Genomic DNA, 15,580 nt, shown 5'->3' with positions numbered 1-15,580 from the left:
GACTATCAACGGCATTTATAAGTGAAAGACTGTTCATGAATCGTCTTACTTCCGTATTCGGTATGTTGCTCTGTAGGGTAACCGTTGCCGTTATATTTATAAGTAGATATAAACGCAGTACCGGCAGGCTGGCCGTTCCGCACGTGCTCGATCAGTTTTGTCACGTTATTGGGGGAAGATGACTTTACCAGTCCCGGCAGGTCGGGGTAAGCGTTATAAAAAGGATTGGGTTTATTATCGTACAGCATTTCTACGTCGTCGGTCAGCACGTCATTGGCGGCATTGTAAGTTTTTATCCGGGAGATATTGTCGCCGTAATGCTGGAACACGTTATAACTCGCAGTGTTCACATTCAGGTTCTTTTCATTGATGCGTAACACCTTGCCGTTATGGTACTCGTACGTCCTTTCGATCACCCGTACCGTATCGGGCTTCAATTCATAATAAGACTCCGTCAGCAGTTTACCGGCATTGTAGAAGAAATGAAACCCGGCCACGTGTTTGTTAGCGTTATCATACAGGCGTTGTTCGAGCAGGCGGTTGCCTTCATAAATAAATTCCTGGCGACTCATCAACCCGCCGTCCTGCCGGGTATCCGTAATGCCGGTAATGTAGCCCGCCGCGTTGTACGCATAAGTTTCGGTGTAGTAAGTACCGTCAAAAAGTAAAAGCGGGAAGATTCCAGCTGGCAGGAGGGGCGCTCATCCGGCTCCGGACAAACGACCCTGGTGCAGGCCATAGCGATGAGGAACAGCAATGTAAGGCTGCCAAACAATATATTCTTATGCATGATGATGAGGTTTCCTGGATACAAAAGTAGCGGCAGTCATCAACATATATTTTAGTAGAATCCGTATATTAATGAGTAGGTAGTACTACTTAGCCGGGGTGTCCGGCACTGCATTTGATGACAGACATTACATCTAATACCAGCTATTTTTATGCGCACCATCTTGCTTTTAGTCGTATCCAACATCTTTATGACCTTTGCCTGGTACGGCCACCTGAAACACGCCAACAGCCCTTTATGGAAGGCTATCATCGTGAGTTGGGCCATTGCCTTTTTCGAATACTGTTTCCGGTACCAGCCAACCGTTTGGGTTACCAGGAGGGCATTAACGGCTTCCAGCTGAAAATGATCCAGGAAGTGATCACGCTCACTGTTTTCTGTTTTTTTGCCGTACTTTACCTCAAAGAATCACTGCGCTGGAATTACCTGATCGCTTTTGGGCTGTTGCTCGGCGCCGTTTACTTTATGTTTAAAAAATAGTACGACACCATGCACCTTTTTCGATACTGCGCCGGCTTATTCCTGCTGGCAACTTTGCCAGCTATGGCGCAGGAGAGTACACTGAAGACCGATAATCCCATGCAGTCCCCGCAGGACCTGAAGGTGGACAGTCTGGCCCGCGCTTACTTTGCCCAGAAGAACGTAGTAGGCGGTGTATCGATCGGTGTAGTGCGGCATGGCAGGCACTATTTTTACAATTATGGGGAAACGAGGTTAAAGAATGGCCAGCTGCCTGACAGTAACACCGTGTACGAAATAGGCTCCCTCTCTAAAACCTTTACGGCCACCTTATTTGCTTTACAGGTAAACGCCAGGAAAATGCGCCGGGAAGACCCGGTGAACCTGTACCTGCCGGACAGCATTCCGCCGCTGAAGTACAGGGATACGGCGATTACGATGCTGAGCCTGACCAACCACAGCTCGGGCCTGCCACGGCTGCCGGGTAACCTGCTGATCATGGCCGATCCAGCCAATCCGTACGAGCTGTATACCACCGATATGCTGTTTACTTTCCTGAAGCACTTTAAGCCGGAGAGGGCGGTGGGCGCGAAGTATGAATATTCGAACCTGGCGGTGGGACTGATGAGTACCATTCTTGGATTGCACCAGGACCAGACGTACGAGCAACTGCTCTGGAAACAGATCTGCAAACCATTGAAGATGACCAGCACTTCGGTGGAACTAAAACCCGGCATGTTATCGCGCTTTGCGGCGGGATACAATGTGGAGGGCTATCCCACGCAGCCCTGGGACTTCCAGAAATAGCGGGCATGGGCGGCATCCGTTCTACCGCCACGGATATGGTAAAGTATGTGGATGCGAACATCGGGGCGGCGCCGGCTAAACTGGCAAAAGCGATGGCGCTTTGCCGGGAGCAGACCTTTACCGATGGCACCATGACGGTGGGCATGGGCTGGCTGATTGCCCGGCCCGTTGGGCACGAGTATTACACGCATACCGGGGCTACAGGAGGCTTTGCTACTTATGTAGCGTTTGATCCCGTAGAACGTTTTGGCGTAACGGTGCTGTGTAACCGCTCCCAGCAAGCCAATATCGGGGCGGAAATGATGCGCTTTATGTACGGCCTGTAGCTTTTTCGATAAATGGTAGCAGGCAAGTCGATATAATGCCTATTTTTGAAACCTTGTAAAACGCAGAGCTTCATTACATGGTTTCAAAAAGATACTTACCATTACTGCTCCTGTTCCTATGTGCAGGACGCCTATCCGTGAAAGCGCAATCTTCCGTACCGGTGAACGCGGCGGATATTCGCCTCCAGCTGGCTAAACTCAATACACTGGGCAGCGTGCTGTATTTTGCAGCCCACCCGGACGATGAAAATACCCGCCTGATCGCCTGGCTGGCCAAAGAGAAATTATACCGTACCGGTTACCTGTCGCTCACCCGCGGCGATGGTGGCCAAAACCTTATAGGGAACGAACAGGCCGAATTGCTGGGCCTCATCCGCACCCAGGAACTGCTGGCGGCACGCCGCATAGACGGGGGCGAACAATTCTTTACCCGCGCCAACGACTTCGGCTTCTCCAAGAACCCCGAGGAAACCTTCACCATCTGGGACCGCAAAAGATCCTCGGCGACGCCGTTTGGGTGATCCGCAACTTTCAGCCCGATGTGATCGTATGCCGTTTTCCGGCAGATAGTCGCGCCGGACATGGCCACCACACCGCTTCCGCCATGATTGCCGCAGAAGCGTACGAAGCCGCGGCAGATCCCAAACAATTTCCCGAACAGCTTAAATACGTAAAACCCTGGCAGGTGAAACGCGTTCTCTGGAACGGTTTCATGGGCATGGGCGACGATAATTACCGCCTGGATATTGGCAACTACAGCTACCTGCTGGGCCGGGGTTACGGCGAAATTGCCGCTGAAAGCCGCTCGCAGCATAAAAGCCAGGGGCTTTGGTGTAGCCGCTACCCGTGGCAGTTCCAACGAGAGTTTTACCACCATCAAGGGCGACACACCGAAAGAAAGCATGCTCGATGGCATCAACACCACCTGGTCGCGTGTTCAAGGCGGCGAAACAGTAGGCACACAGCTGAACGCGGTGATCAAAGCATATGACCTCACCAATCCGGCAGCCTCTGTGAACGGATTACTTGGCGTAAGAAAAGCGATACTCGCCCTGCCGGACGGGTATTGGAAAACGCAGAAGCTCAAAGAAACCGACCAGGTGATCCTCGCGTGCGCAGGCATCTGGCTGGAGGCTTACAGCGCCAACCCGATCACTACACCGGGACAACCCTTCAAAAGCAACGTGCAGGTAATTGTACGCAGCAATACACCGGTAAACCTGGTGAGCATTGGCTACAATGGTGAAACTGACAACATTAACCAGGCATTAAAATACAACGACCTGGTGACCCGTACCAAAGAAGTCACGTTAGCGGATACCACCGCAATCACACAGCCATACTGGCTGGAAAAGCCGCATCCGATCGGGATGTACAACATTGCCACGCAGCAGCTGGTGGGCAATCCGGGCAACCCTAACCCGCTGAGCGCCGTGGTAAAACTGAATGTTGGCGGACAGGAAATTACGGTGAACAGGCCGTTTATCTACAAATATACCGATCCTGTTAAGGGCGAAGTGTTTCAGCCGCTGGTGATCGCACCGCCGATCATCGCTACCCTGGCCAGCCAGGTATATATCTATACTAAAGCGGAAGCACAGCAAATACCGGTGAAAGTAAAAAGCATGAAAGCGGGTGTAAGCGGAAACGTACGCCTTACGCTGCCTGCTGGTTTCCGCGCAGAACCGGCAACAAGGCCTTTCAGCCTGAAGAATGCGGGAGATGAAACAGAAGTGATGTTCAGCGTATCGCCGGTAAAGATGAACGGGCACGATGTGGCAGACACGCTGGAAGTAGCGGTGGACTACAATGGCAAAGTATACACGCAAAGCATGCTCGAAATACAGTATGACCACATACCAGCCATCACCCTGTTCCCACAGGCGCAGGCAAGACTGGTTTCGGTAAACCTTAAGTACAACGGCCGCAAACTGGGATACATCCCGGGGCGGGGTGATAAGGTGGCGGAATCGTTACGCCAGGTGGGCTATGATGTAACCATCCTTGGTGAAAAAGAAATCATGAGCGGTCAGTTATCGCAATACGACGCGATCATTACCGGCGTGCGCGCTTACAATACACAGGAGCGCCTGCGTTACTGGCAGGACAACCTGATGAACTACGTGAAGAACGGCGGTACGCTGCTGGTACAGTATAACACTAACGGACAACTGGTAACGCCGAACCTCGGCCCGTATCCCTTCAGCCTGTCGCGCGACCGCGTAACGGACGAACATGCGGAGGTGAGCTTTGTAGACCCGGCGAGTCCTTTGCTGCAGTTCCCGAACAAGATCGGCAAGGCCGATTTTGAAGGCTGGGTACAGGAGCGCGGTTTGTACTTCACGAGCAACGCAGATGATCGTTACAAAAACTGTTCCGCATGGCCGATCCGCGCGAGCAACCTTTGGATGGCTCCACGATCGTGGCCGAATACGGAAAAGGACGGTATGTGTATACCAGCCTGGCTTTCTTCCGGGAACTGCCGGCAGGCGTACCGGGCGCGTACAGGCTGTTCGTAAACCTGATATCAAATCAACATAAAACTAAGTAATGGCGCAGAAGCAAGAGGTTCCACGGTCCAGGCTCTCCATTATGGCCGGTGTCTGTATCATTCTCGGTCTTGTTATCGGGTTTGGCATTAAACGGGTGCATATCGGTTTAATGATCGGACTGGCATTGGGCCTGCTCAGCGGGGGATTGATTTCTAAGCGACGCAGCTAACTTTTTACACCACGATGAATACGCAAAACGAAAAGCCGCCGCTTTTTAAACGGTGGCGTTATTGGTATATATTGGTAATCGCCTGGCTGATTACCCAGGTTATCCTATTTTATTTCTTCACCAAAACATTTGCATGAGCATTACGGACTGGATCGTATTATCCGCCACGTTAGTGATCATTATTCTGTATGGCGTATGGAAAAGCCGCGGCCAGCAGAACATGGACGATTATTTTATGGGCAGCCGCAGCATGCCCTGGTACATTGTGTTGCTATCGATCATGGGTACCCAGGCCAGCGCGGTCACGTTTATTTCCGCACCCGGACAGGCCTATATGGACGGGATGCGCTTTGTGCAGTACTACTTTGGACTGCCACTGGCCATGGTCGTGATTTGTGTGGTGTTTGTGCCGATATTCCGTAAACTGAACGTATACACGGCATATGAATACCGGAACAGCGCTTCGACCTGAAAACCCGTACCATTACCTCGGTGTTATTCCTGATCCAGCGCGGCTTATCGACCGGCATCAGCATCTGTGCACCGTCCATCATTCTTTCATCTTTGTTGGGATGGAATATCTATTGGACCAACCTGTTTATGGGCGGCCTGCTGATCATCTATACGATGTTTGGCGGCACGAAGGCAGTTTCCTATACACAAACATTGCAACTGGCAATCATCTTCGGCGGCATGTTCCTGGCAGGCGCCATGGTGATACACCTGCTGCCGGCCGGCATTGCCTTTACCGATGCACTGAAGGTTTCCGGTAAAATGGGTAAGCTGAACGTGATCGTCACCGAATTTAACTTTAAGGACCGTTACAACATATGGAGCGGCCTGATTGGGGGCTTCTTCCTGGCGCTATCGTATTTCGGTACGGACCAGTCGCAGGTAGGCCGCTACCTGACGGCGCGCACCGAATCAGAAAGCAAGCTGGGACTGCTGATGAACGGCCTTGTAAAAGTGCCGATGCAGTTTTTGATCCTGCTGATAGGCGCACTGGTATTCGTGTTTTACTTATACTTCAAAGCACCGGTGTTCTTTAACGAAGCACAATTGGCCAAAGTCCGCAAGACGGAACAGGGACCGGCAATTCAACAGCTCGAGCAGCAATACGCCGTTTTAGGCGACGTTAAAACAAAACAGGTGCGGGTATTGTCGGAGGCTTTAAAAACAGGAGAGGAGACGGCTATTACTACGGCACAACAGGCCTTGCAGCAAACGGAAACCCAGGCCGAAAAAGTGCGGAAACAAACGCTTGAACTGGTGAAGGAGGCAGATCCAGCGGCCGATACCAACGATACAAACTATGTATTCCTTCACTTTGTGGTGAACAGTTTGCCGAAAGGCCTGGTGGGCCTGCTGATCGCGATCATCTTCCTCGCATCCTGGGGCAGTATTGCGGCGGCGCTGAACTCACTGGCATCTACTACGGTAATCGATGTATACCAGCGCATGATCAACCCGAACGGCACCGAAGCTCAATATTTGAAAGTATCGCGCATGTGGACGCTCATATGGGGCGTGTTCAGCATCCTGGTGGCACAGTTTGCCACGGGGCTGGGCAGTCTGATCGAAGCGGTGAATATCCTCGGGTCGCTGTTTTACGGCACCATCCTCGGTATCTTCCTCGTAGCCTTCTGGCTCAAACATGTGAAGGGTGATGCGACCTTCTTTGCCGCACTGATGGCCGAAGTAATTGTTATTGCCGTATACAGGTGGGACGTGGTATCGTTTCTCTGGCTGAACGTAATCGGCTGTTTGCTCGTCATCATACTCGCATTTATCTTCCAACTATTTCAACATAAAAAACAGCTACCTGAGGGAGTAGCTGTTTTCTGGATATTCAGGGGCTTTCCAACGATGGGCGGGACCTCAACCAATAAGGTGCAGGTCCTGGTAAAGCTTCTTTGTTTTCGTAGTATGCATCAGGTCATTGAACCAGCCACTGATATAGCGGGGAGCCTTGCGGCTTTCGCTGGCGGGTTTAACAAAAAGATTCATGCGGGAACACGGAGCCATGCATTGCCTTTCGGGCTGGAAAGCCGCATCCTTATCTTCGCTCCAAACGAGTTGGTCATTGCTATATAACTTAAAATAAATTTCGGGTGCTTGCGCCTGTTGGCCGCCGATATGGAAGAACAACTTGTAGCGGCCATGATCGTTGGTATTACCCCAACCTACGATGCGGTCGGTAAGGGCATTGTAAGCCTCCACCCGTAATCCGCCCATAGCAGCATATGTTTCATGATGCCTTACAGCGCCGGTGATAACACCTGCGCCAAAATCCGCCCGCATTTCTGCCCAGCTGCGCGAGGGCACCACGTATGCAAAGGCAGCAACATGCTTGTCGATACCTCGTTTCCAGGCGTGCGTTTGTATGCTTAACTGATAACGCCTCACCGAGCCGGCAGGATTGCGTTGTCCGGGCACCCGGCCTAACTCAATATCCAATTCCAGCGATTCGGTAATTAGATGAACTTCGTCCCAGCTGAGGGAGAAATTACCGCGCTCGTCGAGCACCGTAGTGGCGAGCAGGCGCTCTTCTTTCTGGATAAATTCAGCCTCGGACACCTCGCGGGGGCCACGGAACTGAGCCGCCTGCAACTCGTGTGCGGGGCTTGGGGTAACGGGTAGATACATCCTGAGGCGGGCATAGGCCAATGGCTCGATGCACTCATCGCAAATCAGGGCAGAGACGTTTCCGATTAACAGGTAACTCATAGTCAAAAAAATTTTGAAACAACAAATGGGGGTCAACTTCAGACCTTATTAACGTTTACTTCTATTGCTGCCCGCTGTAGGACAGCGTTTCTCTGCATAAGGATACCAGCGAAACAAACATGGTAGAAAGGCAAGGAAATTCCTTCTTTCAATTGATCGATACCAGTCCGGTTGATTAACCTACTATCTTCGTCAGTAACACAAAGGTGGCAAACTCCGGAAGCGGAAACAAGCGTTAAGCCACCGATATTTCATAATACGTAGTTATACGCATTTTAGAACGATATATGCGTATTTATACGCAATCTGATTATTCTTCTAATACAATGAAAACCAATACAGTACTATATAACTGCGATAAACCGCAGGTTGGAGATATATACTGAAAGGCCAACGGGGCTTTGACAAATGACATTTTATAATAATTTTACCGGACATTATAACTAACCACTCTAAACAACACTATCATGAGTAAAAGTAAGTACACAAAAGATGCAGGCGAGTTTATCAGCCTGAGAAAGGTGCTAAATTCACTGCGGCATTCCGCTACGAGCAGCGTGCCATGAAGAAACAAGAAGGCAGTTCCATCGCGGCTTTCTTTGGTACCAACAAACTGGAAAAACTACTGTCCAACCCAAAGGCAATTGGCCTGCGCATTTATTATGGCCTGGATGTAGACGGTGACGGTAAAGCAGACAACAAATTCGTTATTGTAGCAGTAGACGAGCACGGAAATGATCTTATTCCATCCAGCCAGGCGGGCTTCGAAAAAGGCGATGCGCCCGACGAAATTCTTGACGGAGGTATGTATTGCCCACTCGACTGTGCAATTAACAACGCGTTAAACTCAGACAACTAGTGAGCATTCCTTTTATTATTTTTTACATTATGCTGGGGATCGAATTTCTGGTTCTGATCCCCTTCACTCTTCGCTTCAAATCCCTTGCCCGTAACGAAAAATGGATTTACTACTACCTGCTGGTCAGCTTCATCTTCGCCGGCGGATCATTAATATGGAGTAAGGTGTGGGGCAATAACATGATTTTTGTGAATACCATGACCCTGTTGCAGTTCTACATCCTTTCGATGTTTTACGCAACCGTGATCAAGGGGCTAAATATCCGGAAGGTAGTTCGTATGCTGACCCTCATCATCAGTATCGTATTTGTGGCGGATATCATGTTTGTTGAGGGACATAAAGCATTTAACTCCATTTTCACTTCTATCCGCACCCTGGTACTCCTGGTGTATGGCGTTATCTTTTTCCTGCAGTTGCAGAAAGATGAAGAACTGATAGAGAATGCCGTGTTTATTAACACCGTCCCAAATTTCTGGTTTAACGCCGGCCTGTTTGTGTATTTATGCTGTTCGTTCATTCTCACGCTCAGCTACAACCTGCTCCAGCGCACCGATGACCCCGCAGTGCGCACCATGGCCAAAACGCTGACTATGAGCCTGAACTATGCCGGCGGCGTAATTGAGATTATTTTCTTTTATATTGGCTTTCTAAAGATTAAACGCCCTAATAAATGAACGTCCCGGAACTGATATTAATTGGCACCGTTGTGATGCTTACGCTCGGCATTGTAGTGGTAGTGATGGTGGTGATGCAGCAAAAACAGGTAATCCAGTATAAGCTGAGCCTGAAGGATAAGGACCTCCTGTTGCAGAAAGAGCGCCTGGTGGCCGTGATCCAGGGCCAGGAAACAGAGCGCAAACGCATTGCGGAAGACCTCCACGATGAGGTAGGCGCCCAATTATCTGTCCTGAAACTGAACCTGAACCACCTGCAGCAACAGTCGCAGAACGGCCAGGTAGAGCTGATTAAGGAATCCAAAGAGTTTACAGACGGCATTATTCAACAGTTGCGTTTCATCTCCCAGAGCCTGCACCCCCAAACGCTCGACAACCTCGGACTTGCCCACGCACTGGACTCTTTTTCCAGCCTGATGAACAAAAATAAAACGATCAGCGTAAGGTTCCAGCGGGATAACAGCGAGTTTCCGGTAGACCGGGAAAAGGCGCTGAATATATACCGCGTCGTACAGGAGCTGATCAACAACATCATCAAACACGCCGAAGCCAAAAACATCCTGATCAGTTACCAGAGCACCAACAGTATGCTGACGGTAACCGTGGAGGATGACGGTAACGGCAGGCTGACAGACAGTTTACAGGAATCGCGTAAAAAAACCGGCAGTCTGGGATTAAAAAATATAGAAAGCCGCTTGAATATTATCGGGGAAATATCAACTTTGTAAAAAAGCCCCTCCGGCACTGTTGCGGAAGTGAGGGTGGAAAATTTTCAACCGGTTCTATAAAAACAGCGCACAATATGCTACCACCCATCAAAGTAGCTATTGCCGATGATCATAAGATTTTCCGTAGTGGCGTGATCAACACACTCACCCCATACGAAAACATAAACGTCGTATTTGAAGCGGAAGACGGGGAGCACCTCCTCGATATTATGACCACGCAATTGCCAGATGTAATACTTATGGACCTGAAAATGCCGAAGCTGGATGGTATCCAGGCCACGGTACAGGTGAAAGAAAAATACCCGGAAGTAAAGGTCATCATCCTCACCATGTATGAAGACGATAACTTCATTGTACACCTCGTGGAAAACGGCGCTAATGCTTACCTGTTGAAGAACAGCGAACCAGAAGAAATATACGAGGCCATCTGCACCACGTTTGAGAAAGGGTTTTACTTTAATGAGAATGTAAACCTCGCCCTGCTCAAAAAGGTATTGCACAAGAACAAACAACAGTTCAAACCTACTTTTAAGAACGAAATACAGCTGGGCGACCGCGAGCTGGAGGTCCTAAAAATGATCTGCAGTGAGCTGACCACGCAGGAAATCTCTGAAAAGATCTTCCTGAGCCCGCGTACGGTGGAAGGCATCCGCCAGAAACTCCTGGAAAAGATCAATGTCAAGAACACCGTGGGACTGGTTTTATACGCCTTCCGCAACGGGTTGATCGAATAACGCCGGATCCGTGTATATTTGCGGCGTATTTCACTGAATACGTACATCAATCCTGCTTATATGAACAAACTGTCCACCTATGTATGCGCAACCGCATTTGGCGTTGCCATCTCTGCTACAGCCCTGGCTCAGGGTGTGAAAACACCGGCTGCCAGCCCTACGCAAGTGATTAAACAAAATTTTGCGCTGTCTTCTGTAGAAGTAGCGTATTCCCGTCCCGCGACGAAAGACCGCGTTATTTTTGGCGATCTGGTGCCTTATGGTAAAGTATGGCGTACCGGTGCGAATAACGCGACGAAAGTAACGCTGGGCGAAGAATTGGCTATCGAAGGCGTGAAAGTGCCTGCCGGTGAGTATGCCCTGTACACCATTCCCAACAAAAATGAGTGGGAAATTGTGCTGAACAAAGGCGTTAAAAACTGGGGCGACAATGGCTATAAACAGGAAGACGACGTGGTGCGCGTAAAAGTAAAACCACAGGCTTTGCCTTTTAAAGTGGAGTCATTCATGATCGCTTTCGACAAAATAGCTGCTTCCAGCATGGAAATGGTGATCATGTGGGACAAAGTGGCCGTGCCGGTTCGTTTTACCGCACCGACTATGGACGCTACCATCATGGCGCAGATAGCTGAAGCGATGAAAGGCGACAAAAAGCCCTACTGGACCGCCGCCAGCTACTACTTCGACAACAACCGCGACCTGAAACAGGCGTTGGCCTGGGTTGATGAGGCCATCAAAGAGGCAAAAGAGCCTTTCTACATGGTACACCTGAAAGCGAAAATCCAGGCAAAAATGGGCGACAAAGCCGCTGCGAAAGCAACTGCACAGCGCTCTATCGAACTGGCTAAAGCTGCGAACAACGCTGATTACGTAGCGCTGAACGAGAAGCTGATCAAGACTTTATAAGACGTTTTTCCCAGGAAGATAAGATGCCGTCCCGTTCGGGGCGGCATCTTTGTTTCCGGCTGTTGATGTAAATATCCCGATTTTATGTGATTGAATTTTAAATAATCGATACTAACTTGCATCCGTTTAACTTTCAATAACTTTCCCTGTAGCTATGAAACGTATTAGTACCATTGTGATGCTGGCCATGCTGTGTTTACCCGTGCTTACTTTAGCCGGTGATTACGATAAAGCATGGGCTGCCCTGCTCAAAAATGAACAGCAGAAAGCCGCCGACCTGTTCCGGAGTGCGGTTAAATCAAACGACAATAAAGACAATGCAATCGCCATGCTCATGGCGCTGGAAGCGTACCGGGGTGGCGATTACGCGAGGAAAAACGCTTCGCCCCTGACCCAGTTTACCAAAGCCGATGCCTACCTGTACGCATTTTGGTTCTCGGATGCAATTATGGGCGATTATGGTAAAAAGAAAGGCAAGCAACTGGAAAACCTGGCCGCTATGGCAAACGGCGAAAAATACCACGGTTCTATCCGGGCCGCCGCCAATTACGCAAAAGCCATGCACCACCTTTGCGCTTACCGTCCCGATACTGCTGAATATCATTTTAGGAATATCGGCGCCATTGAGAACTGGCAATTTGTAGGCCCCTTTGACAATATTGCCGGCAGCGGCTTCGATAAAGACTACCCACCAGTTAGTACGCCGGTATCTGCAGAGGGTTTTAAATCGAGCAACAAAAACATGGTGAACTGGTTTACCCCACTTCGTTCAACGAACCAGGGCTGGGTGGTGTTGCAGCCGCTGTTCTCCCAGCGTTCAGCAATTGGCTACGCACAAACCTTTGTGAACTCCCCGGTGGAGCAGGATGCCGTGTTGGCACTGGGCGGCGCAGGCTCTTTTAAAGCCTGGGTGAACGACAAACTGGTGATCGCCGAGCAGGACGCACGCCGTACAGAACTGGATGCCTACCCGGTGAAATGCCACCTGCGGCAAGGCTATAACCGCATCCTGGTGCAGATCGGGTACACTAGTGAAATGAGCTATCCCAATTTTATTCTCCGTTTGACAAACGACAATTTCACGGCGCTCCCGAATATTACGGTCAACCCGAAACCACAACCTTACAAGCCCGACCTGAGCGCAACCCCTCCGGTTGAGCTGACACACTTTGCGGAGAAATATTTCCTGGACCGCATAGCTGCCACTCCGAAAGACCCGGCCAACTACCTGCTATTGAGCAAGGTATACCTGCGCAACCAGCAATATGATAAAGCCAAGGCACAGATGAACACATGGGTCAGAAAGTACCCGGAAAATCCGTTCATTATAAATTCTTACGCAGATTGCCTTTCGCCGGACTACGAACAAACGCGCATCGCGGAAATGGTAGAAGCCGTAAAACTCCCGGATCCCGAAAACTATTGGGTAATGACCATTGAGGCCACCAAGTTGGAGGAGGAAAAGAAATACGACGAGGCGCTTTCCATTATCGAGACCCTAGAAGCGCGTAATGGCCGATCGTTGTTATTGGACCTGCGCAGGATCAATCTGATGGCCCATACAGGGAAAATAGACAGTACCATCCTCATGGTAAAGGATGTATATACAAAGGAGCCGGACAATGCTGCCATCGTTAGCCTGATGACGAATTTCAGCAAATACGTAACAAAAGATCCCGAAGCCACCATAAGGATATTGACCACTTTTTTAAAAGACAACTACTATCATGATCTTAATAAAATGGTGGTAGAAGAGTACCTGGAGCGTAACGATAATGAATCCGCCAAGGCCGAGATGCTGAAAATCATCAACATGGCGCCCTACGATCCAAAGTCATATACCGCCCTGGTGCAACATTTTTCTCCAAACAACAATACGATTCCGCTATCCACTACCTCAATATTACTGCGGGTATCAGTCCTTACGACGATGGACCTCTCGCGGACATTGCCAGCTGTTACGTACAGAAGAACGATAAAGAGAATGCGCTGGCATATTATCGCAACGCATTGAATTATTATTCAGGTGGCTTCGAATACCGCCGCCGCATCCGCGAGTTGGAACAAAAGCCGGATATGTTTAAATATTTTCCGGAAACTGACTACTACGCTATGATAAAAGAGGCGCTAAAGAAACCTTATGACACAGCCCATAGCTTCTATTATATATTGAACGAGCGGAATGTGATCGTATACGCCGAAGGCGCAAGCGAACAGATTCGTAGTACGGCTGTGAAAATCAATAATAAAAATGGTATCGACGCTTGGAAGGAAATGTCGATCCCGTACAACAGCTATTACCAGCACGTAAAAATCCTGAAAGCAGAAGTGATCAAGCCAAACGGTTCCCGCGTGCCGGCCGACACAGAAGGCAGCGAAATCGTGTACACAAAATTGGAGGCCGGCGACGTACTGTACTACAGTTACAAAATCGATAATTATTCGACCGGCCGCCTGGGACAGGAATACTGGGACAAATTCTATTTTAATTCTTCCGTACCCACCCAGGAATCTCGTTTCAATATCATGATCGCTGATAAATTACCGCTGTACTACGAGGTATTGAACGACCAGTCTTTTAAACCGGCAACAGGTAAAAAGGAAGACTTCCGTACCTACTCCTGGGTGGCGAAAAACCAGCCTGCGATACGTGATGAGCCTTATATGCCGGCAATACAGGACGTAAGTAAGGTACTGCACCTCAGTACCGTGAAATCATGGGACGTTATCGCGGAATGGTACAGCGATCTTACCCGCGTACAAAGCCGCGAAGACTTTGAACTTAATGAGGCTTACAAAGAGATTTTCCCCGACGGCGTGCAGGGCCTGAGCGATATGCAGAAGGCGGAGAAAATTTATGCATTCATTGAAGCAAACATCGAATACAGTTCTGTTTCGTTCCGCCAGAGTGAATACGTGCCGCAACGGGCCGGCAAAACACTGCAAACACGCCTGGGCGATTGCAAGGACGTATCTACATTATTCCTGACCTTCGCCCGTAAGGCCGGTCTGGACGCCAACCTGATGCTGGTAAGCACCCGCGATAACGGAATTTACAGTATGATGCTGCCATCCATCGACTTCAACCATTGTATTGTTCGGTTTAAAGCAGGCAATGATTACCACTTCCTGGAACTGACAGACAACACACTGCCATTCAATACACAGACCCGCAGCCTGTCAAACGCACAGGTACTGAATATTCCATATGTATATAAAGAAGGTGAAAAAGTAACGTTACTGCCTACAACCGGCCGTCGCATGATCGTGCAAAACCGCGTGATAAAAGTAGCATTGAATAATAATGACCTGCAGGTGAGCACGACGCTTAAATGTAATGGCGATCTGGCTGCTGATCTTCGTTACAGCTACCTTAATAAAACAAAAGAGGAAACCAAAGACAATCTCCAGCAAACTTTAGCTTCTTATTTCAAGAATCAGATCGTGGTGAACAACTACGGCTTTAAATACCGGAAGACCTGAACGATACTGTAGAACTGGCGGCTGACTTCACAGTAAAGAACGATGTAATCAACGTGGGCGATTTCAGCATGCTGAAGCCGGTATTACTGGAACAGGTAGCAACGGCAAATATCTTCACACAGGAAAAACGCCAGTTCCCGTTTGAGTATATGAACTACGAGACAGCCGACCGTTACAACACGGAACTGGAAATAGCATTACCAACGGGAAAAACCTTTGAGCAGATCCCGGCGAATGTGGAGAAAAACTTCCTGCACATGCGTTATAGCCTTACCTTTAAAAAAAAGGTGCAAATAAACTGCGTGTGACCCGGGTGTTTGATACCGACCGTACCAGGCAGTTGTCGGCCGAAGAGTTCACGATGAT

The 15,580-nt window shown here is 49.4% G+C and carries 15 protein-coding genes and 1 pseudogene; 14 read left to right on the top strand and 2 right to left on the bottom strand.

Annotated features, from left to right (window positions below; translation table 11 throughout):
* Positions 1-5: 5 nt before the first annotated feature.
* Both MKQ70_RS09225 and MKQ70_RS09220 read right to left on the bottom strand, forming a co-directional pair.
* Positions 6-572, bottom strand: a complete 567-nt coding sequence (locus MKQ70_RS09225) for a hypothetical protein (RefSeq protein WP_248070119.1) — start codon at positions 570-572, stop codon at positions 6-8.
* On the bottom strand, positions 572-790 hold the full coding sequence (locus tag MKQ70_RS09220) for a hypothetical protein (protein WP_248070117.1): 219 nt from the start codon (positions 788-790) through the stop codon (positions 572-574). Before MKQ70_RS09220 ends, MKQ70_RS09225 begins: the two co-directional genes overlap by 1 nt.
* 117 nt (positions 791-907) lie before the next feature.
* Here MKQ70_RS09220 and MKQ70_RS09210 point away from each other — a divergent pair, with 117 nt between their 5' ends.
* The 14 genes and pseudogenes from MKQ70_RS09210 (at position 908) to MKQ70_RS09145 (ending at position 15,522) form a co-directional block, all read left to right on the top strand.
* A complete protein-coding gene (locus MKQ70_RS09210; RefSeq protein WP_443656938.1) occupies positions 908-1,270 on the top strand; it encodes a DMT family protein in 363 nt (120 codons plus the stop codon).
* 9 nt (positions 1,271-1,279) lie between these two features.
* Positions 1,280-2,382: pseudogene (locus tag MKQ70_RS09205) on the top strand (serine hydrolase).
* 137 nt (positions 2,383-2,519) lie between these two features.
* Positions 2,520-2,903 carry a PIG-L family deacetylase gene (locus MKQ70_RS09200; protein WP_248070113.1) on the top strand — a complete coding sequence of 128 codons (384 nt, stop codon included), beginning with the start codon at positions 2,520-2,522 and terminating at the stop codon, positions 2,901-2,903.
* 225 nt (positions 2,904-3,128) lie between these two features.
* Positions 3,129-4,901 (top strand): hypothetical protein, encoded by a 1,773-nt coding sequence (locus tag MKQ70_RS09195; RefSeq protein ID WP_248070112.1) that lies wholly within the window; start codon positions 3,129-3,131, stop codon positions 4,899-4,901.
* 335 nt (positions 4,902-5,236) lie between these two features.
* Complete coding sequence (locus MKQ70_RS38065; protein WP_282456309.1) at positions 5,237-5,575, top strand: sodium:solute symporter family transporter; 339 nt, start codon at positions 5,237-5,239, stop codon at positions 5,573-5,575.
* Positions 5,576-5,595: 20 nt separating this feature from the next.
* The gene (locus MKQ70_RS09190; RefSeq protein WP_308198973.1) at positions 5,596-7,197 is read left to right on the top strand and encodes a sodium:solute symporter family transporter; all 1,602 of its coding nucleotides are present in this window, start codon (positions 5,596-5,598) and stop codon (positions 7,195-7,197) included.
* Between the two features lie 1,195 nt (positions 7,198-8,392).
* Positions 8,393-8,689, top strand: a complete 297-nt coding sequence (locus MKQ70_RS09180) for a hypothetical protein (RefSeq protein ID WP_248070109.1) — start codon at positions 8,393-8,395, stop codon at positions 8,687-8,689.
* A 29-nt stretch (positions 8,690-8,718) separates the two neighbouring features.
* Entirely contained in the window at positions 8,719-9,363 is a 645-nt protein-coding gene (locus tag MKQ70_RS09175; protein WP_248070107.1) for a hypothetical protein, read from the top strand.
* On the top strand, positions 9,360-10,091 hold the full coding sequence (locus MKQ70_RS09170) for a sensor histidine kinase (RefSeq protein ID WP_248070106.1): 732 nt from the start codon (positions 9,360-9,362) through the stop codon (positions 10,089-10,091). Before MKQ70_RS09175 ends, MKQ70_RS09170 begins: the two co-directional genes overlap by 4 nt.
* A gap of 74 nt (positions 10,092-10,165) precedes the next feature.
* Positions 10,166-10,825 (top strand): response regulator transcription factor, encoded by a 660-nt coding sequence (locus MKQ70_RS09165; RefSeq protein ID WP_248070104.1) that lies wholly within the window; start codon positions 10,166-10,168, stop codon positions 10,823-10,825.
* A gap of 60 nt (positions 10,826-10,885) precedes the next feature.
* The gene (locus MKQ70_RS09160; RefSeq protein WP_248070102.1) at positions 10,886-11,731 is read left to right on the top strand and encodes a DUF2911 domain-containing protein; all 846 of its coding nucleotides are present in this window, start codon (positions 10,886-10,888) and stop codon (positions 11,729-11,731) included.
* Positions 11,732-11,885: 154 nt separating this feature from the next.
* Positions 11,886-13,745, top strand: coding sequence for a tetratricopeptide repeat protein (locus tag MKQ70_RS09155; protein ID WP_248070100.1), 1,860 nt, complete (start codon positions 11,886-11,888; stop codon positions 13,743-13,745).
* On the top strand, positions 13,742-15,214 hold the full coding sequence (locus MKQ70_RS09150) for a DUF3857 domain-containing transglutaminase family protein (protein ID WP_248070099.1): 1,473 nt from the start codon (positions 13,742-13,744) through the stop codon (positions 15,212-15,214). The genes MKQ70_RS09155 and MKQ70_RS09150 overlap by 4 nt, the downstream gene beginning before the upstream one ends.
* 53 nt (positions 15,215-15,267) lie before the next feature.
* Entirely contained in the window at positions 15,268-15,522 is a 255-nt protein-coding gene (locus tag MKQ70_RS09145; RefSeq protein WP_248070098.1) for a DUF3858 domain-containing protein, read from the top strand.
* The last annotated feature ends 58 nt before the right edge of the window (positions 15,523-15,580 follow it).

The organism is Chitinophaga sedimenti (assembly GCF_023156195.1).
GTDB lineage: Bacteria > Bacteroidota > Bacteroidia > Chitinophagales > Chitinophagaceae > Chitinophaga > Chitinophaga sedimenti.
This window is presented reverse-complemented; position numbering and strand designations above follow the sequence as displayed.

What these genes read in the sequence shown, in the direction of transcription:
- MKQ70_RS09225 (WP_248070119.1), bottom strand. Translation starts at nt 572, where the DNA reads ATGAGTCGCCAGGAATTTATTTATGAAGGCAACCGCCTGCTCGAACAA.
- MKQ70_RS09220 (WP_248070117.1), bottom strand. Translation starts at nt 790, where the DNA reads ATGCATAAGAATATATTGTTTGGCAGCCTTACATTGCTGTTCCTCATC.
- MKQ70_RS09210 (WP_443656938.1), top strand. Translation starts at nt 908, where the DNA reads ATGACAGACATTACATCTAATACCAGCTATTTTTATGCGCACCATCTT.
- MKQ70_RS38065 (WP_282456309.1), top strand. Translation starts at nt 5,237, where the DNA reads ATGAGCATTACGGACTGGATCGTATTATCCGCCACGTTAGTGATCATT.
- MKQ70_RS09180 (WP_248070109.1), top strand. Translation starts at nt 8,393, where the DNA reads ATGAAGAAACAAGAAGGCAGTTCCATCGCGGCTTTCTTTGGTACCAAC.
- MKQ70_RS09175 (WP_248070107.1), top strand. Translation starts at nt 8,719, where the DNA reads ATGCTGGGGATCGAATTTCTGGTTCTGATCCCCTTCACTCTTCGCTTC.
- MKQ70_RS09170 (WP_248070106.1), top strand. Translation starts at nt 9,360, where the DNA reads ATGAACGTCCCGGAACTGATATTAATTGGCACCGTTGTGATGCTTACG.
- MKQ70_RS09165 (WP_248070104.1), top strand. Translation starts at nt 10,166, where the DNA reads ATGCTACCACCCATCAAAGTAGCTATTGCCGATGATCATAAGATTTTC.
- MKQ70_RS09160 (WP_248070102.1), top strand. Translation starts at nt 10,886, where the DNA reads ATGAACAAACTGTCCACCTATGTATGCGCAACCGCATTTGGCGTTGCC.
- MKQ70_RS09155 (WP_248070100.1), top strand. Translation starts at nt 11,886, where the DNA reads ATGAAACGTATTAGTACCATTGTGATGCTGGCCATGCTGTGTTTACCC.